Here is an 18,196-nt window from a genome sequence, read left to right on the forward strand (position 1 = left end):
TAATGTCTATTCATCCATCCCGTCATTCGATCGAGCATCAATGAATTCCGAGACGCATTCAACGACACCGCCCGCGAGCATCATCATCGCTTCGCGGGAAAGCCGGCTTGCGATGTGGCAAGCCGAGCACGTGCGGTGTGCGCTGCACAAATTATATCCATCTTGCGACGTGAAAATCCTCGGAATGACGACGCGCGGCGATCAGATTCTGGATCGCACGTTGTCGAAGGTCGGCGGCAAGGGTTTGTTCGTGAAGGAGCTCGAAGCCGCGCTCGCCGAGGGCCGCGCCGATCTCGCCGTGCATTCGCTCAAGGACGTGCCGATGGAACTGCCCGAAGGCTTCACGCTCGGCGCCATCATGGAGCGCGAAGATCCGCGCGACGCTTTCGTGTCGCCGCATTACGCGTCGCTCGATGCGCTGCCTGCGGGGAGCATCGTCGGCACGTCGAGCCTGCGTCGCGAGTCGATGATTCGCGCGCGCTTTCCTCATCTCGAAGTGCGGCCGTTGCGCGGCAATCTCGATACGCGTCTCGCCAAGCTCGACCGCGGCGAGTACGCGGCGATCATCCTCGCGGCGGCGGGTTTGAAGCGTCTCGGTCTGGAAGCGCGCATCCGTGCGCTGCTCGATCCGTCCGAGAGCTTGCCGGCAGCGGGGCAGGGCGCGCTCGGTATCGAGATTCGCGCGGACCGCGCCGATCTCGCCGCGTGGCTCGCACCTTTGCACGATGAAAACACCGCGCTCGCGGTCGAGGCGGAACGCGCGGTGTCGCGCGCGCTCGGCGGCAGTTGCGAAGTGCCGCTCGCCGCGTACGCCGTATGGCGCGACGGCGCGCTGCATCTGCGCGGCGCGGTGTCGATGCCCGACGGCAAGCGCGTGCTGCGCGCGGAGGAAAGCGTGCAGGCGCCCGATCTCGCCGCCGCGCTCGCGCTCGGCCAGCGCGTGTCGTCGGATCTCGAAGCGCAAGGCGCGATGGATATCGTCGCCGCGCTCAGCACCATGTCGCGCGCCGACGGCCCGAACACCGCGCCCTCGGGGCCGAAGTCCTGATGGCGAGCGAGCGCCGCGCCACCGTCGTCGTCACGCGTCCCGCCGGACAGTCGTCCGCGCTGCTCGCGCTCCTTGCGAGCGCCGGCTTCGACGCGCTGGAATTTCCGCTCATCGATATCGCGCCCGTCGCCGACGATGCGCCGCTGCGCGCCGCGCTCGACGAGCTTTTTCTGCCGCCGGAAGCGCCGGGGCGCTATGCGCTCGTCGTGTTCGTGTCGCCGAATGCGATCGATCATGCGTTCTCGCGGCTCGCCGCGCCGTGGCCCGTCGATTTGCCCGTCGCGGTCGTCGGTCCGGGCTCGGTCGCGGCGCTCGCGCGTCAGGGCGTGCACGCGCCGTCGCATCGCGTGATCAGTCCGTCGGCGCAAGCGCTCGATCCGCGCTTCGATTCCGAGGCGCTCTTCACCGCGATCGAAGCGCATTTCGGCACGAACGGTCTCGAAGGCAAGCGCGTGCTGATCGTGCGCGGCGACGGCGGCCGCGAATGGCTCGCCGAGCGGCTCGCGCAAGCAGGCGCGCGGGTCGAAAAGGCCGCCGCCTATCGCCGCGTGTTGCCGGAACCGTCGATGCAAGAGTGGGAGCGCATCCACGAATTGCTGGCCGGAGAACCGCACGCGTGGCTGCTGACAAGCTCGGAAGGCGTGCGCAATCTCGACGAGCTCGCCCACGAACATCTCACCGCCGACGAAATCGTGCTGCTCAAGCGCGCGCCGCTCGTCTGCCCGCACCCGCGCATCGCCGAGGCCGCGCGGGGAGCGGGTTTTGATAGGATTACGGTGTCCGGCGCGGGCGATGAGCGCATCGCGCACGCGCTGGAAGCGCTGTTCCCGCTCCAACGGGATCCGGAGGCTCACGCGCACGCGAGCGCATCGGCTTCGATAAATTCCTCATCCGCGCCGACGGACGCCAATCCGGCCACCGCGCCGGCCCAACAAACGGCTCAATCACGCATGACTGATTCGAACGATTCCAAGAAAGCTTCACCTCAGCCGAACGTGACACCGCCCTTGCCGCCGAACACGCCTTTCACGCCTTATGAGCAGCAGAAGAAGAACGGCGGCGCGGGCATCGTGGTGTTGTGGTTCGTCGTCGTCATTCTGGCGGTGGCGGCGGGCGCGGGCGCCTTCGTCCTGAACCGCAAGTTCGAGCGCACCGACGCGCAACTGTCGCAGCGCCTCGCCCAGTCCGACGAGCAGAACGCCGATCTGCGCGCGAAAGCCGATCAGGCCGCGAGCGCGACCACCGCGTTGAACACGCAGATCATCCAGTTGCAGGGCAAGCTCGCCGATGCCGAAGCGCACAGTCAGGCGCTGCAGCAGCAATATCAGGATCTCGCGAGCAATCGCGACGACTGGACCGTCGCCGAAGTCGAGCAGATTCTGTCGAGCGCGAGCCAGCAGTTGCAACTCACCGGCAACGTTCAACTCGCGCTTTTCGCGCTGCAAAGCGCCGACACGCGTCTTGCCGCGACCACCGGTCCGCAGGTCGTCGCGATCCGCAAGGCGATCGCGCAGGACATCGACAAGCTGAAAGCCACGCCGACGACCGATCTCACCGGTCTCGCGATCAAGCTCGACACGGCCATCGACCAGATCGACCAGTTGCCGCTTTCGGGCGAGGCGCCGATCGCCCGCGCCCGCGCGCAGGCCGCCGAGCCGGCCAACAGCGCGTCGATCGCGGCGGCGACCGGCGAGCCGCGCTGGAAGGTGCTGTGGCATCAGATCACGAACGGCATCGGCCAGCAGTTGTCGAGCCTCGTCTCGGTGCGCCGCATCGATAACGCCGATGCGATGCTCACATCGCCCGATCAAGGTTATTTCGTGCGCGAAAACGTGAAGCTGCGGCTGCTGTCCGCGCGTCTTTCGCTGCTGTCGCGCAGCGAGCCGACGCTCAAGTCGGACCTGCGCGCCGCCGACGCCGCGCTCGGCCGCTACTTCGATGCCTCGTCGAAGCAAGTGCAGGCCGTGCGCGAGCTCGTGAAGCAGGTCGATCAGGCGTCGCTCGCCGTCGCCGTACCGAACCTGAACGCGAGCCTCGCCGCCGTCCATCAGTTCAAGCGAGGCGGATGATGACGATTCGTGGACTCATCTGGCTCGCGCTGCTGTTCGCCGTCGCGGTGATCGTCGCGACCGTCGGCGGCTTCAACAACGGACAAATCCTGCTCGTGATACCGCCGTATCGCGTGGACATGTCGCTCAATCTGTTCGCGGTCGCGCTCGTCGTGCTGTTCATCGTGCTGTACGCGATCATCCGCGCGGTGCGTGGCGTCTGGAAGATGCCGTCGCGCGTCGCCGCGTACCGCACGCGCAGCAAGATCGCGAAGGCGAATGCGTCGCTGCGCGATGCGGTCGGGCATCTGTACGCCGGACGTTTCTCGAAAGCCGAGAAGGCCGCGCGCGATGCGTTGTCCGTCGAAGACAACAAGGGTGCGGCCGGGCTGATCGGCGCGAACGCGGCGCATCGTCTGCACGAATATGCGCGCCGCGACGAGTGGCTCGCGCAGGTTTCCGGCGCCGACTGGCAGGACGCGCGCCTGATGGCCACCGCCGACATGCGCGCCGATGGCCGCGACGCCGACGGCGCGCTCGTCGCGCTCACCGAAATGCAGGCGCAGGGCGGCCGGCGCATCCACGCGCAGCAAATCGCGCTGCGCGCGCAGCAGCAATTGAAGAACTGGGGCGAAGTGCTGAAGCTCGTGCGGATGCTGGAGAAGCGCGAGGCGCTGCATCCGGCGGTCGCGGTGCGGCTGCGCCAGGTCGCGGCGGAAAATCTGCTGCGCGATCGCCGGCATAACCCGGACGCGCTGCTCGAACTGTGGCAATCGCTGTCGGCGACCGAGCGCCAGTCGCCGCGTCTCGCCGATCTCGCCGCGGAACTGCTGATCGCGCTCGATCGTCGCGCGGAGGCGAAGAAGATCGTCGAAGACGCGCTCGCGCACAACTGGGACGCGCGGCTGTTGCGGCGTTATCCGGACTGCATCGTCGGCGGCGACGCTTTCCCGCTGATCCAGCGCGCCGAAGCGTGGCAGAAGGAACGCACCGAAGACGCCGACCTGCTTTTCACGCTCGGACGTCTCTGCCTGCATCAGCAGTTGTGGGGCAAGGCGCAGGCGTTCCTCGAATCGGCGCTGAAGCTCGCCGACAACGAACCGCTGAAGATTCGCACGCATCGCGCGCTCGCCCGTCTGCACGAACAGCTCGGCGACGCGGACAAGGCCGCGGAACATTACCGCGCAAGCGCGCTGGCGATGAACGTCGTCTGATTGCGCTCGCCTGACGCGTTCAGGAACGGGCTGCACGGGCGCGATGCTCATGCAGCCCATTATTTTTTTTCGCACGCGCTTTCCGGACCGGCGTTTTCGCGTTGTCTGTACGCCACCGCACGGCCGATGCGCGGGCAAGATGGTCTAGTTTCCTTCCACCGATACGAGGATCGAAAGAAAAGGAGGCGGCGTGAAACGGGCGCTACACACGTTGATCGGGCTTGCGCTCGTCGTTTTTCTGTCCTGGCCCGATACGTCGCATTACTTCGCGCAGGGCGTTATCACGTCCGCGCCGTGGACCGGAACCTGGGCCGCCGCGCCCGATGTCACCGCCGACCGGGGCTTCAACAATCAGACGATTCGCCACGTCGTGCGGACGAGCATCGGCGGGACGGCGGCGCGCCTGACGTTCTCCAATCTGTTCGGCACGCAGCCCGTTACGCTCGGCGACGTGCATGTCGCCCGTCGCGCGAGCGGCGCGCGGACGATCGCCGGCAGCGACAAGGCCGCGACCTTCAACGGGCAGACTTATGTGACGATTCCCGTCGGCGGCACCGTCCAGACCGACCCCGTTCCGTTTCAGGTGCCGGCGCTCGCGGACATCTCCGTGAGCTTCCATATTCCGTCGCAGACGCCGCCGGGATCGACCGGGCACGTCGAGGGCTTGCAGGACAACTGGATCGCACCGGGCGACGTCAGCGCGGACCCGGCGTTCACGGGCGGCGTCGTGAACGCGGCGGGCGAGCAGTCGTACTATTTCCTCACCAATGTCGATGTGATGAACGCCGCGGCGACGGGCGCGGTGGTCACCTTCGGCGCGTCGATCACGGACGGAATCGCGTCGACGCCCAATACGAACCGGCGCTGGCCGAACCGCCTCGCGGAGCGGCTGATCCGCTCAGGCATGACGGTCGGCGTGCTGAATCAGGGCATCAGCGGCAACGATTTCTTCACGAACGGTTCGGGCCAAGCCGGGCTGACGCGCTTCGCCCGCGACGTGCTCGCGCAGTCCAACGTCAAATGGGTGATCGTCTCCGACGACGCGGTGAACAATCTAATCAGCGGCAATCCGCCGAGCGCGCAGCAGCTCATCGGCGCGTATCAGCAACTCGTTCACCAGGCGGCCGCGGCGAAAGTGGGCCTGATCTGCTCGACGCTTACGCCCTTCGAAGGCCTCGACGAATGGACGCCCGAGATCGAGAACACGCGCCAGACGGTGAACGCTTATCTGCGCAGCAAGAGCAGCGGTTGCGATGCCGTGCTGGATCAGGCCGCGGCGCTGGGCCACCCGGCCGGCGCGCACGACTCGACGGCGTTCGCGCGCGCCTACAACAGCGGCGACGACCTTCATCCGGACGATGCCGGCATGCTGGCGATCGCCAATGCGGTCGATCTGGGCTGGTTAGCCGCGCTGCCGCCGATCAACGCGCCGACAGCGTGCGGGCGCATCGCGATGGGCGAAGGCCTTGCGGAAGGGCAATCGATCGCGGCGTGCAGTGGAAACGTGCAGGTGAACTTGCGCGGCGACGGCTATCTCGTCGCGGTGAAGGATGGCGCGACGATCTGGTCATCGCAGGTGAGCGGCACGCCGGGCGTCGAACTGCGCATGCAGGAGGACGGCAATCTGGCGATGTACGACAACAATGGCGCGACGGTCTGGCAGACGCACACGTCGGGGCATCCGGGCGCCTACGCGACTATCTTGCCGAACGGCTATCTCGTCATCTTTTCGGCGCGCGGCACCGCACTCTGGTCGAGCGAGGGATGAAGCGCCGCGCCGAGCGCTTTCAGTACGTCGGAACCGACGGATCGACCTGACGCGACCATGCGTCGATGCCGCCGTAGAGATTGAACGTCTTCGTGAAGCCGCGCGATTCGAGGAACATCGCGACCTGTGCGCTGCGCGCGCCGTGATGGCAGATGCAGACGATCTGCGCTTCGTCGTCGAGTTCTTCGCTGCGTGCTGGGATGTCGCGCATCGGAATCGACACGATGTTGTCCATCTTCGCCGTCTGGATTTCCCAGGGCTCGCGCACGTCGAGCAGAACGGGAGCGGGGCGCGACGAATCGGCGAGCCACGCGGCGAGTTCGGGTGCGGTCAGGTTTTGCATGGAGATTCCGGCAAGATGCGCGCTACCGGATAAGGCCGGCAGCGCGCTTTCGGCTTAGAACTTGAACTGCGACGGATGCACCGCGTTCTTCAGCGGCGCGACGAGCGTTTCGAAGACATCCGACACGCGGAACTGCTTTTCGTCCACGCGCGTGATGATCTGCGCCTTCATGACCGGCGCCGAGCCGACGAACGCCGCGATGCGCCCGCCGATCTTCAGCTGTTCCAGAAATTCCTGCGGCATGACCGGCAGCCCGCCCGACACGCAGATCACGTCGTAAGGCGCGCCCTGATTCCAGCCGAGCGCGCCGTCGCCGGTGATCACGTCGACGTTCGTCACGCCGTTCGCCGCGAGGTTCTGCTGCGCGAAAGCGGCGAGCTCCGGCGAGATTTCGACCGTCGTCACGCTGCGGCCGCGGTGCGCGAGCAGCGCCGCCATGTAGCCCGAGCCGGTGCCGATTTCCAGCACGGTTTCGCCCTTGTGGATCGCGAGTTCCTGCAGGACGCGCGCTTCGACCTTGGGCGACAACATGCGCTCGCCGCCAGGCAGCGGAATTTCGAGATCGGCGAAAGCGATGTTGCGGTACGCGGCGGGAACGAAGTTCTCGCGCTTGACGATCGCGAGCAGGTTCAGGACGTCCTGGTCCAGCACTTCCCACGGACGAATCTGTTGCTCGATCATGTTGAAACGCGCTTGCTCGATGTTCATGTTCTGTGTGCGTGATGGCGACCGGAGCGGCTTGCATCGCGGCCGGATGCGGGGCTAGAAAACTACGCGATTGTAGCAAATCGAAGGGTTTTCCCGCCTGCTTTGCGCCCGACCTGCGCCCGACGCGCTGGCCTCCCGTGCGGCTAATGCGGCAGGCGGATATCGAACTTGAAGGTGATGAGCCGCGCGATCAGGATGAACGCCGTCGAAAATAGCACGTTGTAGATCGTGTCGACGTCGAGCCGTTCGAGCCCGAGATACATCCAGCATCCGGCGAACGCGCAGACCGCGTACGGGCGCGAGTCGCGCAGGATCAGCGGAATCTCGTTGCAGAGCACGTCGCGCAGCACGCCGCCGAACACGCCGGTGATGACGCCCATCATCGTCGCGGTGAAGGCGGGCATCTGGGCGTCGAGTGCGATCGACGTGCCCGACACGCTGAAGAGCCCGAGCCCGATCGCATCGGTGACGAGCAGCGCGCGCTGGTCGAAGAGGCGTGACGTGACGCGCAAAAAAAGCGGCGCGAAGATCGCCATCGCGAAGATGAACAGCACGTAGTCCTGATGCTCGACCCAGTAGAAGGGCCGGCGCGAGAGCAGCACGTCGCGCACCGTGCCGCCGCCGAACGCGGTCACGAGCGCGACGAGAAACGCGCCTACCGCGTCGAGCCGGCGCTTGCGCGCCTCGATGAGTCCGGAGAAGGCGTACGCGAAAATCGCGAGCGCCTCCATGATGGTGATGGCGAGGGTGAGTCTAGGATGCACTGTCCGGCCCCGGATTGCTGTTCTTGCCGAGGCTCCGGTCCTGCGACTTGTCCTGCGGATGATTGTGATGACGCGGCGTGCCGCCCGGCTGCAGCAGCACGAGCACCGCGCCCGCGCCGCCGTCGTGCGGCCGCGCCTGACAGAACGCGATCACCTCCGACTTCTGCACGAGCCACGCGCGCACCTTGCCCTTCAGCACCGGCTCCTTGCCGATGGACCCGAGCCCTTTCCCGTGAATGACGCGCAGGCAGCGCAGCCCGCGCTTCACCGATTCGCGGATGAACTCCGCGAGCGCCTCGCGCGCTTCCTCGCGGCGCATGCCGTGCAGATCGAGCTGCGCCTGCACGATCCACGCCCCGCGCCGCAGCTTTCTGACGACTTCCTGGCTGACGCCCGGACGATAGAACGACAGCGTTTCGTCGATGTCGAGCAGGCTTTCGGGATCGTATTCGTCGGAGAGCGCTTCCTGCAGCACCGCTTCTTCGTCGCGGCGGCTCTGCAGCGGCACGGGCGGCGGCGGTACGCGCGTGACGGTCGTGCGCGGCGGCGTCTTGAGCGGCTCGATTTCGCCGATCGCGCGACGAAACTCGTCGGCATCCGCGACGGCTTCCCGCTCGGCGCGCGCCGCCGCGACGCGCTGGACTTCGCGCTTTTCGGCGTCGGCCTTCAGCGCGCCCTTCAGCGACGACAGACCCGACAGGCCTTCGCGTTTCACGGCGGCGGCGACATCGCGCGCATCCACCGGTTTTTGCGCGGGCGCGGCCGGGCGCGGCGCTTCCTTGCGACGGACTTTCGGTTCGTTCGGATGAGGGAGATTCTTCGGCATCGTTCGGCCAGCGGAATGGGTCGGGGATCGGACTCGGCGCGCCGCGCGCCGGCGTCGCCGCTGAAACGACGGCACGCGCGCGCCGAAACGAAAACGGGCCGGCGGAGTGAACCGTGGCCCGTCGTTGCTGCATTCTAGCGGCTCGCGCCGCCCGATCAGCGGTCGGCTTCGTGGCTCATCGAATGCGGCGTCGGCGTTTCGTCGATGGTTTCGAGATAACGCTGCGCATCGAGCGCGGCCATGCAGCCCGTGCCCGCGCTCGTGATCGCCTGGCGATAGACGTGATCCTGCACGTCGCCCGCCGCGAACACGCCGGGGATGCTCGTCGCGGTCGCGTCGCCGCTCGTGCCGCCCTTCGTGATGATGTAGCCGTTCTTCATCTCGAGCTGGTTGACGAAGAGATCGGTGTTCGGCTTGTGGCCGATCGCGACGAACACGCCTTGCAGCGCGATGTCGGTCGTCTTGCCCGATTGCGTGTCCTTGATGCGCAGGCCGGTGACGCCGGACTGATCGCCGGTGACTTCGTCGAGCACGTGATTCCACTTGATGTCGACGATGCCTTCCTTCTCCTTCGCGAGCAGGCGGTCGATGAGAATCGGCTCGGCGCGGAACTTGTCGCGGCGATGCACGACCGTGACCTTCTTCGCGATGCCCGCGAGATAGATCGCTTCCTCGACGGCCGTATTGCCGCCGCCGATCACCGCCACTTCACCGTTGCGATAGAAGAAGCCGTCGCACGTTGCGCAGGCCGACACGCCTTTGCCCATGAACGCTTCTTCCGACGGCACGCCGAGATATTGCGCCGATGCGCCCGTCGCGATGATGAGCGAATCGCAGGTGTACTCGCCGGAATCGCCGATCAGACGGAAAGGGCGCTCGTTGAGCTTCGCGGTGTGGATGTGATCGAAGACGATCTCGGTGTTGAAGCGGCGCGCGTGTTCCTCGAAACGCTGCATCAGTTCGGGGCCTTGCACGCCCGACGGATCCGCCGGCCAGTTCTCGACGTCCGTGGTGGTCATCAGCTGGCCGCCTTGCGCGAGGCCGGTGATGAGCAGCGGCGACAGGTTCGCGCGCGCGGCGTAGACGGCGGCGGAGTAGCCGGCGGGGCCGGAACCGAGAATCAGCACTTTGGCGTGTTTGGGCGAAGACATGATGATGGTCCGTTATTGATGGTTTCGGATGCGCGCCTCGAGGCGCGCGAGCGATTGCCTGCGACGCAGCAATCTCGACGCCCGGTACATCCGATGAACCGTATTTGAGTGCAAAACGACGATTATAAAGGCGTCGGAAAAAGCCTTCCGAATGAACCTTTCAATCGGATTGATAGCCGCGCCGGGCCGAAACCGCGACATGACGCGCGCGTGACGAGTGTTACAGGTTGCAAGAACGCGCCGGTTTTTGCGCCTTTCACCGCAATGCAGCGTTTACAATAGTTCACCGTTCCATGCCGCTCTTGCGCAACAGGCGCGAGCCGCAAAAAAGCGATACAAAGCGACACCGAATCAATGGCCAAAGCTACCTATTCCGCGAGCCCGCAGGCATTGCCGCACCGCATGTCGCGGCTCTTCACCGAGATTCGCTGGATTCTCCAGGTCGCACTCGGACTGTTTCTCGTCATGGCGCTCCTCTCGTACAGCCGCAAGGATCCGAGCTGGACCCACGCGGTGAGCGTCGATCACATCGCGAACTGGGCGGGGCGCGTCGGCGCGTACACGTCGGACATCCTCCTGCTCGTCTTCGGGCTATCGTCCTACTGGCTGATCGTGCTGCTCGCGCGGCGCATCATCGCGAATTATCGAAAGATCACGCATCCGCCGGTCGTCGACGAAGACGCGCCGAAAGACCGCACCTGGCTCGCCGAAGCGTTCGCGTTCGTGCTCGTGCTGCTTGCCTCCGACGGCATCGAGGCACTGCGCATGTGGTCGCTCAAGGTGCAGTTGCCGCGCGCGCCGGGCGGCGTCGTCGGCGATGTGGTCGCGCGCCATGTATCGCACGCGCTCGGCTTCACGGGCGCGACGCTGTTTCTGCTGATCGCGCTCGCGATCGGCCTCTCGCTGTATTTCCGCTTCTCGTGGCTGTCCGTGTGCGAGAAGGTCGGCGACGGCATTCTCGATGCGATCACCGGCGCGCAACTGCGCCGCGAAGCCGGACGCGATCGCAAGCTGGGCGAAGCGGCCGCGGTCAAGCGCGAAGGCAAGGTCGTGCGTTCGCGCGAGAAGAGCGAGGATCACGAGCCGGTGATGATCGTGCCCGCCGCGCCCGCGCCCGCGCGTTCCGAACGCGCCGAAAAGGAAAAGCAGGTGCCGCTCTTCAAGGACCTGCCGGGCGATTCCACCTTGCCGCCGCTCGCGCTGCTCGATCCGCCGCCGAAGACGCAGGAAACCATCGCCGCCGATACGCTCGAATACACGTCGCGTCTCATCGAGAAGAAGCTGAAGGACTTCGGCGTCGAAGTGAGCGTGGTCGCGGCGTATCCGGGGCCGGTCGTCACGCGCTATGAAATCGAGCCGGCGACGGGCGTGAAGGGCAGCCAGATCGTCGGTCTTGCGAAGGATCTCGCGCGCTCGCTGTCGCTCGTGTCGATTCGCGTCGTCGAGACGATTCCGGGCAAGAACTTCATGGCGCTCGAATTGCCGAATCAGCGCCGTCAAACGGTCAAGCTCTCCGAAATTCTCGGCTCCGAAGTCTATGCGAACGGCGCATCGCCGCTGACGATGGGCCTCGGCAAGGACATCGGCGGCAATCCGGTCTGCGCCGATCTCGCGAAGATGCCGCACTTGCTCGTCGCGGGCACGACGGGCTCGGGCAAGTCCGTCGGCATCAACGCGATGATTCTCTCGCTCTTGTACAAGGCGAGCGCGGATCAGGTCCGTCTCATCCTCATCGATCCGAAGATGCTCGAAATGAGCGTCTACGAAGGCATTCCGCATTTGCTGTGTCCGGTCGTCACCGACATGCGGCAGGCCGGCCACGCGCTCAACTGGGCGGTCGCCGAAATGGAACGCCGCTACAAGCTGATGAGCAAGATGGGCGTGCGCAATCTCGCGAGCTTCAACACGAAGATCGACGAAGCGAAGAAGCGCGGCGAAAACATTCCGAATCCGTTCAGCCTCACGCCCGACGAGCCGGAGCCGCTCACGCGTCTGCCGAACATCGTCGTCGTGATCGACGAACTCGCCGATCTGATGATGGTCGTCGGCAAGAAGGTCGAAGAGCTGATCGCGCGCATTGCGCAGAAGGCGCGCGCGGCGGGCATCCATCTGATTCTCGCGACGCAGCGTCCTTCGGTCGATGTGATCACCGGCCTCATCAAGGCGAACGTGCCGACGCGCATGGCGTTCCAGGTGTCGTCGAAGATCGATTCGCGCACGATTCTCGATCAGCAGGGCGCGGAGTCGCTGCTCGGCATGGGCGACATGCTCTATCTGCCGCCCGGTTCGGGCCTGCCTGTACGCGTGCACGGCGCGTTCGTGTCGGATGAAGAAGTGCATCGCGTCGTCGACAAGCTGAAGGAGCAGGGCGAGCCGAACTATATCGAGGGCATTCTGGAAGGCGGCCTCGCGGGCGATGGCGACGAAGGCTCGGCGGGCGCAAGCGGAACCGGCGGCGCCGATGGCGAGTCGGACCCTTTGTACGATCAGGCGGTCGAGGTCGTCATCAAGAACCGTCGCGCGTCGATATCGCTCGTGCAGCGGCATTTGCGCATCGGATACAACCGGGCGGCGCGTTTGCTCGAACAGATGGAGAACTCGGGGCTCGTGTCGGCGATGTCGTCGAACGGCAACCGCGAAATCCTCACGCCGGCGCGCGACGCGGAATGACCGCGCGTTATATGGAGAACATAAGCATGAAGCAGTTTACGGGGCGCAGTTTCGTCAAGGCATTCGGCACGGCGCTGGTTTCGGCGTCGATGCTGGTCGCATCGCACGCATTCGCGAGCGGCACGGAGCAATTGAAGGCGTTCGTGTCGCAAGTCCACGCGGCGCGCGGCGACTTCACGCAGCAGGAAATCAAGGCGCCCGGCAAGACCAACAACGGCGCGACGTCCACGCAAGTGCCGACCAAGGGCGCAGCCTCCAGCGGCACGTTCATGTTCGCGCGGCCGGGCAAGTTCATCTGGTCGTATCAGAAGCCGTATTCGCAAATTCTCCAGGCCGACGGCGACAAGCTCTACGTCTACGACAAGGATCTGAACCAGGTCACGGTACGCACGCTCGGCGGCGCGCTCGGTGCGAGCCCGGCGGCGATTCTCTTCGGCAGTAACGATCTGGAAAAGAACTTCAACCTGCGCGACGCGGGGGAGAAGGGCGGCATCGACTGGCTCGAACTCACGCCCAAGGCGAAGGACACGCAATTCGAGACGGTCGGCATCGGCTTCAAGGACGGCAACCTGCAGGCGATGGAACTGCACGACGTTTTCGGCAACGTGACGCTGCTGACGTTCTCGAACATCCAGAAGAACCCGCCCATCAAGAGCGATACGTTCAAATTCACCGTGCCGAAGGGCGCGGATGTCATCAACGGTTGACGTTTCAGGTCCGGCCGCGCGCGTCAGGCGTGCGCGGCTTGCATGTCCTCGACGAACGCTTCCACGATTTCCCGTTTCGCGCTGCCCGAGCGTTCAGCGCGCGTGACCATCTGAAACGCGACGCGATAGCGCATCGCTTTCGGGTTCAACGGCGCGAGCAACCCTTCCTTCACGTAGAGCGCGGCGAAATGCTCGGGCAGATAGCCGAGATGCCGGCCCGACAGCACGAGCATCGCGACGGCCTCCATGTTGTCCGCGACCGCCCCGATATTGCGCGGCGTCAGCTCGCCCGCTTCCGGCAGCGGATAGCTGCGCCACGCCCAGTCGTGCTCGAACGCTTCTGGTACGGCGACGCGTCCCGCGCGCGCGAACAGCGGATGCTCGCGTCCGCAATACGCGAGTTGATCCTCCGCGAAAATTTCGGTGTATTCGAGCGACGGCACGCGATGCCAGAAGTATCCGATCGCCATCTGGATGCGTTCGGCGAGCAGCATCTCTTCGAGTTCACCGGGCGAGCGCACGAGCACCGCGAAGCGCACGGATTCGTCGCGCTGCCGGAAACGCGCGATCGCCTCGCTGACGCGCGCGTTCGCGCTGACAGGCGTGTTGCCGATCATCCCGAGCGTCAGCGTGCCGACGAGCTTCTTGCCGACATTTCGCGCGGTCGAATCGAAGGTGTCGATGGCCGCGAGCAGCGTCCGGCACGCCTCGACGAACGGCTCGCCGCGCGAGGTCAGCGCGAAGCCGCCGCGTCCGCGCTCGCAAAGCCGGTAGCCGAGCCGCGTTTCCAGCGTCGCGAGCTGCGTGCTGATGGTCGACTGCCCGACGTTGAGCGTCGCTTGCGCGGACGAGACGCCGCCCGCATCGACGATGGCGAGAAACACGCGGATCAGGCGCAGATCCAGATCGGAAAGGTGAGTGAACATGGCCGCCGTCGATACATCGATAAATATCGATGTTAAGTTGATTTCTTCGCCATTTTATCTCCGCGGGAAAGCGGCTATTAATTGTCGGATCGACCACCCGCCGCCATTCGACGCCATGAATCCTTCCTCGCCTTCGTCGCTTTTCGCTCCAGCCGAACACTTCGATTCGCATTTCCTCGAACAGCGCGCCGAGCGTCCGCAGCCGCTTTCCGGCAATCAGATGCCGCGCTGCGGCGGCATCACGACGATGATGCGTCTGCCGCACGTTCAATCGGCGGAAGGGCTGGATGCCTGTTTCGTCGGCGTGCCGTTCGATCTCGGCACGTCGAATCGCACCGGCGCGCGCTTTGGCCCGCGTCAGGTGCGCAGCGAGTCGGTGCTGCTGCGTCCGTACAACATGGCGACGCGCGCCGCGCCGTTCGATTCGCTGCGCGTGGCTGATATCGGCGATGTCGCGATCAATCCGTACAACCTGCTCGATTCGATCGACCGCATCGAGCGCGCGTATCGCGAAATCCTGAAGCACGGCTGCAAGCCGCTGACGCTCGGCGGCGATCACACCATCGCGCTGCCGATCCTGCGCGCGATTCACGCGAAGCACGGCAAGGTCGGGCTGATTCATATCGACGCGCACGCGGACGTCAACGACACGATGTTCGGCGAGAAGATCGCGCACGGCACGCCGTTTCGCCGCGCGGTGGAAGAGGGCTTGCTCGATTGCTCGCGCGTCGTGCAGATCGGGCTGCGCGGCACGGGCTACGAAGCGGGCGATTTCGACTGGTGCCGCGAGCAGGGCTTTCGCGTCGTGCAGACGGAGGAATGCTGGAACAAGTCGCTCGTTCCGTTGATGGACGAAGTGCGCGCGCAGATGGGCGATGGGCCGGTGTACATCACCTTCGATATCGACGGCATCGATCCCGCGTTCGCGCCCGGCACCGGCACGCCGGAAATCGCCGGGCTGACGGTGCCGCAAGCGCTGGAGATCGTGCGCGGCGCGCGCGGGCTGAACATCGTCGGCGCGGATCTCGTCGAGGTCGCGCCGCCTTACGATCCGTTCGGCACGACCGCGCTGCTCGGCGCGAACCTCGCGTTCGAGTTGCTGTGCGTGCTGCCGGGCGTGGAGTATCGCGCGGCGAAATAACGCTTACGCGTAGGCGCGACGTCTGCCCGACACGAGCAGCAGATAGCACACCGCGCCGAGTGCGAGCGCGGGCAGCGTCGCGCCGAGATTCGGCAGCCATTGATTGATCGCGTGATACGCCGCGATCCCGATGCCCCATGCGATGAACGCGCTGACGTGCCATCCGCCGGAGAAGCCATAGCGGCCGTTGACATCGGCGAGCACGGCCGCTTCGATGCGGCGCTTGCGCACGATGAAGTGATCCGCCAGCACGACGCCGAAGAGCGGCGCGAACACCGAGCCGATCAGCAGCAGGAAGTTCTGATACTTGCCCATCTCGACGACGAGCGCGACGAGCGTGCACAGCGCGCCGAACGCGCACGAGAGCAGCGGCACGCTCGCGCGCGCCCAGAACGTGCCCGTCGATACGGCGGCGGAGTGGATATCGGCGAAGGCGTTGTCGGTTTCGTCGATCAGGATCAGGAAGAGCGCGAGCCCGCCGCCCGCCTGCGCGAACGCGGTCGTGAGAAGCGCATCGCCGCCGCCCGCCGCGAGCCCGTAGATCGCGCCGAGCGCATAGAACCACAGATTCGCGATGCCGTAGCCGAGAAGCGTGCCGCGGAACGCGCCGCCCGCGCTCTTGCCGAAACGCGTGTAATCGGCGATCAGCGGCAGCCACGACAGCGGCATCGCGACGACCAGATCGATGCCCGCGCCGAACGCCATTTCGCCGGTGCCGGGACGCGCCATCAGCGTGGCGAGATCGTGCTTCGCGAGCAGATTCCAGGTGAGCCAGCCCGCGCCGCCGAGCAGGAGCCAGATTCCCCACGTTCTCAGAAAGCGGCGCACGAAGGAGAGCGGGCCGCTCACCGCGAGCAAGGTAGCGAGCGCGCCGAAGACGAGCGTCCAGACGAGCGGCATCGAGAGATTGAAGGATTGCTTCGCGAGCGCGTCGGCGGAATCGCGCATCACGATGATCTCGAACGAACCCCAGCCGACGAGCTGGATTGCGTTGAGCACCGCCGGCACCGATGCGCCGCGCACGCCGAGCGTCGGGCGCAGCGAGGACATCGCCGCAAGCCCCGTATCCGTGCCGACGACGCCCGCGAGCGCGAGCAGCACGACGCCGATCACCGTGCCGATGACGATCGCCGCGAGGGCGTGCGGCAGCGACAATCCCGGCACCAGCAGCGCGCCCGCCTGCGCGACCAGCAGGCCGATGCCGAGCGAGAACCAGAGCGCGAAGGCGTCGCCCGTGCCGAATGCGCGCCGCTCCGGCGGCACCGGCGTGAGCGGCGCGTAAGTCGAAGTTTCGCCGTGCGCTGCGGCGTTCGTGGTGTGCTCTTGCCCCATCGGATTGCGTCCTTATATGGATTGTTCAGGCGTGGCCCGCGTTGGTCGCGGCCCTCAGGCTGTCATAATGACCCGATTCTGCGGCCGCGCCGCGCCTTTGCCGAAGCGCGAGATTATCGCCGCGATCCACCCAACTGCGTCAATCTGCATCGCACAGCACATGTTCGAAGAAAACCGTGGCACCGTTCCGCTCGCGGAGCGCCTGCGCCCCCGCACCATCGACGACGTGATCGGCCAGAAGCATCTGCTCGGGCCGAGCAAACCGCTGCGCGTCGCCTTCGAATCGGGCGAGGCGCATTCGATGATTCTCTGGGGCCCGCCCGGCGTCGGCAAGACCACGCTCGCGCGTCTCATGGCCGATGCGTTTCACGCGCAGTTCATCTCGCTGTCGGCGGTGCTGTCCGGTGTCAAGGACATTCGCGAGGCGGTGGAAACGGCGCAGATTCATCGCGCGAACGGGCATCAGACGCTCGTGTTCGTCGACGAGGTGCATCGCTTCAACAAGAGCCAGCAGGATGCGTTCTTGCCGCACGTCGAATCGGGATTGTTCGTGTTCGTCGGCGCGACGACGGAGAATCCGTCGTTCGAGGTGAACAGCGCATTGTTGTCGCGCGCGGCGGTGTACGTGCTGAAGAGTCTGGACGCCGATGAACTCAAGGAACTGCTGGAACGCGCAACGAAGGAACTCGGCGGCCTCACGTTCACCGACGAAGCCCGCGACGCGCTGATCGGTTCCGCCGATGGCGACGGCCGCAAGCTCCTGAACAATCTGGAAATCGTCGCGCGCGCGGCGGCGCAGCAAAAGCAGACGGAGGTCGACGGCGCACTGCTCGGCAGCGCGCTCGCCGAAAACCTGCGCCGCTTCGACAAGGGCGGCGACGCGTTCTATGACCAGATCAGCGCGCTGCACAAATCGGTTCGCGGCAGCAATCCGGACGCGGCGCTCTACTGGTTCTGCCGCATGCTCGACGGCGGCGCGGACCCGCGCTACATGGCGCGGCGCATTGTCCGGATGGCGTGGGAGGACATCGGCCTCGCCGATCCACGCGGCGCGCGCATCGCGCTCGACGCCGCCGAAACCTACGAGCGGCTCGGCTCGCCCGAAGGCGAACTGGCGCTCGCGCAGGCGCTCATCTATCTCGCCGTCGCGCCGAAATCGAACGCCGGCTACAACGCGTACAACGAAGCGCGGCGCTTCGTCGGCAAGGATCAGTCGCGCGGCGTGCCGGTGCATCTGCGCAACGCGCCGACCAAGCTGATGAAGGAACTCGGCTACGGCCACGAATATCGCTACGCGCACGACGAGCCCGACGCCTACGCGGCCGGCGAGACTTATCTGCCCGACGGCATGCGCGATCCGTACTGGTACAAGCCGACGCCGCGCGGACTCGAAGGGAAGATCGGCGAAAAGCTCTCGCGTCTCGCCGAACTCGACGATGCGTGGCGGCGCGAGCATCGCGACGAGAAGAAGCGCTGAAACCGGCGCGGTTCGTTTCGCGCGCGCGCTCGCCGCGTTTCGCCGATCCCGCCCGGCGCGCGATGACCGTGCG

General features: G+C 65.8%; 15 protein-coding genes. 8 read left to right on the top strand and 7 right to left on the bottom strand.

Annotated elements, in window-relative coordinates; translation table 11 throughout:
- The first annotated feature begins 40 nt into the window (after positions 1-40).
- The 4 genes from hemC (at position 41) to LDZ23_RS03210 (ending at position 6,078) form a co-directional block, all read left to right on the top strand.
- Positions 41-1,048, top strand: coding sequence for a hydroxymethylbilane synthase (gene hemC, locus LDZ23_RS03195; RefSeq protein ID WP_008351000.1), 1,008 nt, complete (start codon positions 41-43; stop codon positions 1,046-1,048).
- Positions 1,048-3,117, top strand: coding sequence for a fused uroporphyrinogen-III synthase HemD/membrane protein HemX (gene hemDX / locus LDZ23_RS03200; protein WP_244807787.1), 2,070 nt, complete (start codon positions 1,048-1,050; stop codon positions 3,115-3,117). The genes hemC and hemDX overlap by 1 nt, the downstream gene beginning before the upstream one ends.
- Positions 3,117-4,310, top strand: coding sequence for a heme biosynthesis protein HemY (locus LDZ23_RS03205; RefSeq protein ID WP_008350996.1), 1,194 nt, complete (start codon positions 3,117-3,119; stop codon positions 4,308-4,310). The genes hemDX and LDZ23_RS03205 overlap by 1 nt, the downstream gene beginning before the upstream one ends.
- A gap of 190 nt (positions 4,311-4,500) precedes the next feature.
- Positions 4,501-6,078: a GDSL-type esterase/lipase family protein gene (locus LDZ23_RS03210; protein WP_244807788.1), complete on the top strand. Its 1,578-nt coding sequence runs from the start codon at positions 4,501-4,503 to the stop codon at positions 6,076-6,078.
- A gap of 19 nt (positions 6,079-6,097) precedes the next feature.
- On the opposite strand, the gene LDZ23_RS03215 is transcribed toward LDZ23_RS03210, so the two are convergent.
- The 5 genes from LDZ23_RS03215 to trxB form a co-directional block, all read right to left on the bottom strand.
- Positions 6,098-6,421, bottom strand: coding sequence for a rhodanese-like domain-containing protein (locus tag LDZ23_RS03215; RefSeq protein WP_008350991.1), 324 nt, complete (start codon positions 6,419-6,421; stop codon positions 6,098-6,100).
- Positions 6,422-6,475: 54 nt separating this feature from the next.
- Positions 6,476-7,129: a protein-L-isoaspartate O-methyltransferase family protein gene (locus tag LDZ23_RS03220; RefSeq protein WP_008350990.1), complete on the bottom strand. Its 654-nt coding sequence runs from the start codon at positions 7,127-7,129 to the stop codon at positions 6,476-6,478.
- A 143-nt stretch (positions 7,130-7,272) separates the two neighbouring features.
- Positions 7,273-7,893 carry a trimeric intracellular cation channel family protein gene (locus LDZ23_RS03225; protein WP_008350988.1) on the bottom strand — a complete coding sequence of 207 codons (621 nt, stop codon included), beginning with the start codon at positions 7,891-7,893 and terminating at the stop codon, positions 7,273-7,275.
- Positions 7,883-8,719, bottom strand: coding sequence for a Smr/MutS family protein (locus LDZ23_RS03230; protein WP_008350985.1), 837 nt, complete (start codon positions 8,717-8,719; stop codon positions 7,883-7,885). The genes LDZ23_RS03225 and LDZ23_RS03230 overlap by 11 nt, the downstream gene beginning before the upstream one ends.
- Before the next feature lie 155 nt (positions 8,720-8,874).
- Positions 8,875-9,870 (bottom strand): thioredoxin-disulfide reductase, encoded by a 996-nt coding sequence (trxB, locus tag LDZ23_RS03235; RefSeq protein ID WP_008350982.1) that lies wholly within the window; start codon positions 9,868-9,870, stop codon positions 8,875-8,877.
- 354 nt (positions 9,871-10,224) lie between these two features.
- On the opposite strand from trxB, the gene LDZ23_RS03240 reads away from it, so the two are divergent.
- Both LDZ23_RS03240 and lolA read left to right on the top strand, forming a co-directional pair.
- Positions 10,225-12,540: a DNA translocase FtsK gene (locus LDZ23_RS03240; RefSeq protein WP_008350980.1), complete on the top strand. Its 2,316-nt coding sequence runs from the start codon at positions 10,225-10,227 to the stop codon at positions 12,538-12,540.
- Positions 12,541-12,566: 26 nt separating this feature from the next.
- A complete protein-coding gene (gene lolA, locus LDZ23_RS03245) occupies positions 12,567-13,247 on the top strand; it encodes an outer membrane lipoprotein chaperone LolA (protein ID WP_081851844.1) in 681 nt (226 codons plus the stop codon).
- Between the two features lie 23 nt (positions 13,248-13,270).
- Here the strand turns inward: lolA and LDZ23_RS03250 are convergent, their stop codons facing one another.
- The gene (locus LDZ23_RS03250; RefSeq protein WP_244807789.1) at positions 13,271-14,173 is read right to left on the bottom strand and encodes a LysR family transcriptional regulator; all 903 of its coding nucleotides are present in this window, start codon (positions 14,171-14,173) and stop codon (positions 13,271-13,273) included.
- Positions 14,174-14,288: 115 nt separating this feature from the next.
- Between LDZ23_RS03250 and speB the strand changes: the two genes are divergently transcribed.
- The gene (gene speB / locus LDZ23_RS03255; RefSeq protein WP_175981751.1) at positions 14,289-15,314 is read left to right on the top strand and encodes an agmatinase; all 1,026 of its coding nucleotides are present in this window, start codon (positions 14,289-14,291) and stop codon (positions 15,312-15,314) included.
- Positions 15,315-15,317: 3 nt separating this feature from the next.
- On the opposite strand, the gene cytX is transcribed toward speB, so the two are convergent.
- The gene (gene cytX / locus LDZ23_RS03260; RefSeq protein ID WP_244807790.1) at positions 15,318-16,646 is read right to left on the bottom strand and encodes a putative hydroxymethylpyrimidine transporter CytX; all 1,329 of its coding nucleotides are present in this window, start codon (positions 16,644-16,646) and stop codon (positions 15,318-15,320) included.
- A 160-nt stretch (positions 16,647-16,806) separates the two neighbouring features.
- On the opposite strand from cytX, the gene LDZ23_RS03265 reads away from it, so the two are divergent.
- Positions 16,807-18,123, top strand: coding sequence for a replication-associated recombination protein A (locus tag LDZ23_RS03265; RefSeq protein ID WP_034471382.1), 1,317 nt, complete (start codon positions 16,807-16,809; stop codon positions 18,121-18,123).
- Positions 18,124-18,196 lie beyond the last annotated feature (73 nt).

Source organism: Caballeronia zhejiangensis (assembly GCF_022879815.1).
Taxonomy (GTDB): domain Bacteria; phylum Pseudomonadota; class Gammaproteobacteria; order Burkholderiales; family Burkholderiaceae; genus Caballeronia; species Caballeronia zhejiangensis.